This window comes from Bradyrhizobium cenepequi (assembly GCF_020329485.1).
GTDB classification, from domain to species: Bacteria; Pseudomonadota; Alphaproteobacteria; order Rhizobiales; family Xanthobacteraceae; genus Bradyrhizobium; species Bradyrhizobium cenepequi.
Genome location: NZ_JAGKJI010000134.1, coordinates 1 through 1,680, shown reverse-complemented (window position 1 = coordinate 1,680; position 1,680 = coordinate 1). Strand labels below are relative to the sequence as shown.

The 1,680-nt window shown below is 67.6% G+C and carries 1 protein-coding gene; it reads left to right on the top strand.

Going from position 1 to position 1,680, the window contains the following annotated elements; genetic code table 11:
* Positions 1-1,680: condensation domain-containing protein (locus J6497_RS40485; protein WP_225709722.1), on the top strand; the 1,680-nt coding region annotated here is incomplete at both ends.

Below are 1,680 nucleotides of genomic sequence, written 5' to 3'. Positions count from 1 at the left end.
GTCGCGGAGTTGAGCCGGTCCGGTCTGCAAGAGCTGCCGGCGATTGCCGAGGTGTCGCGCGATGCGCCACTTGTGCTGTCGTTTGCGCAGCAGCGGCTGTGGTTTTTGGCGCAGCTGGATCAGGGCAGCACGCACTATCACATCCCGCTGGCGGTGCGGCTGCGCGGCGTGCTCGACCGCAGCGCCTGGCAGCGCAGCCTGGACCGTGTGCTGGCGCGGCATGAGGCGCTGCGCAGTGTCTTTGTCGCCTCGGAAGGTGAACCTTCGGTTGAGATTCTGCCGAAGGATGCGGGGCTGCCAGTTGTGGAGCACGATCTGCGCGACCGGAGAGATGCGGACGCTGCGCTCGCGGATCTGTGCCAGGACGAGGCGCGCGCGCCGTTCGATCTGGCGAATGGCCCGCTGATCCGCGGGCGTCTGATCCGGACCTCCGATGAGGAGCACGTCTTCCTGCTCACGCAGCATCATATTGTCTCGGACGGCTGGTCGCTGGGCGTGTTGGTGCGTGAACTCAGTGCGTTGTACCGGGCGTTCCTGGCCGGAGAAGACGATCCGCTGCCGCCGCTTGCAATCCAGTATCCGGACTATGCCGCCTGGCAGCGGCAGTGGCTGGCGGGCGAGCGGCTGCAGAGCCAGGCGCAGTATTGGCGCAACACGCTGGCTGGTGCGCCGGCCCGTCTTGCCTTGCCGACGGACCGGCCGCGGCCGGAACAGCAGTCGTTTGCCGGGGGCACGGTGCCTGTCGTCATCGATGCGGATCTGACGCGAGAGTTGAAGCGGCTGAGCCGGCGGCATGGCACGACGTTGTTCATGACGGTGCTGGCGGCCTGGGCTGCGGTGCTGTCGCGTCTGGCGGGGCAGGACGACCTTGTGATCGGGGTGCCGACCGCCAATCGCGGTCGCCGCGAGATCGAAGAGTTGATCGGCTTCTTCGTCAACACCCTGGCGGTTCGGCTCGACCTGTCGGGCGCGCCGAGCGTGGCAGAGCTGTTGGAGCGGACGCGGCGCACGGCCTTGGGAGCGCAGGAGCATCAGGACCTGCCGTTTGAGCAGGTGGTGGAGATCGTGCAGCCGCCACGGTCGCTGGATCACACGCCGTTGTTCCAGGTGATGTTGGCTTGGGAGAACCACGCCGGTGGATCCCTCGATCTTCCCGGGCTGATGGTGGAGGCGGCGGCAGATGGGGCCGATCAGGTCAAGTTCGATCTGGAGCTGAACCTGAGCGAGCGTGGCGAGGTCATCGCCGGCACGCTGGGCTATGCCACGGCGCTGTTCGACGAAGCGACCATTGAGCGCCAGCGTGGCTATTTGCTGGCGCTGCTGCGGGCGATGGTGGCCGATGCGCAGCAGCCGGTTGGGCGGATTGGGCTGCTGTCGTCCGCTGAGCGCACCTATCTGTTGGAGGAGTTGAACCGGACGGCGGCGGCGTATCCGTCGGAGGTGTGCATCCACGCGTTGTTCGAGGCGCAGGTGCGCCAGGCGCCGGACGCGGTGGCGGTGGTCGATGCGGACGAACGCCTCAGCTATGGCGAGCTCAATGCGCGGGCCAACCGCCTGGCGCATCATCTGATCGGGCGCGGGGTGCGGCCGGATCAGCCGGTCGCGATCTGCGTTGAGCGCCGCGTGGCGATGGTGGTGGGGGTGCTGGCGATCCTCAAGGCGGGCGGGGCGTATCTGCCG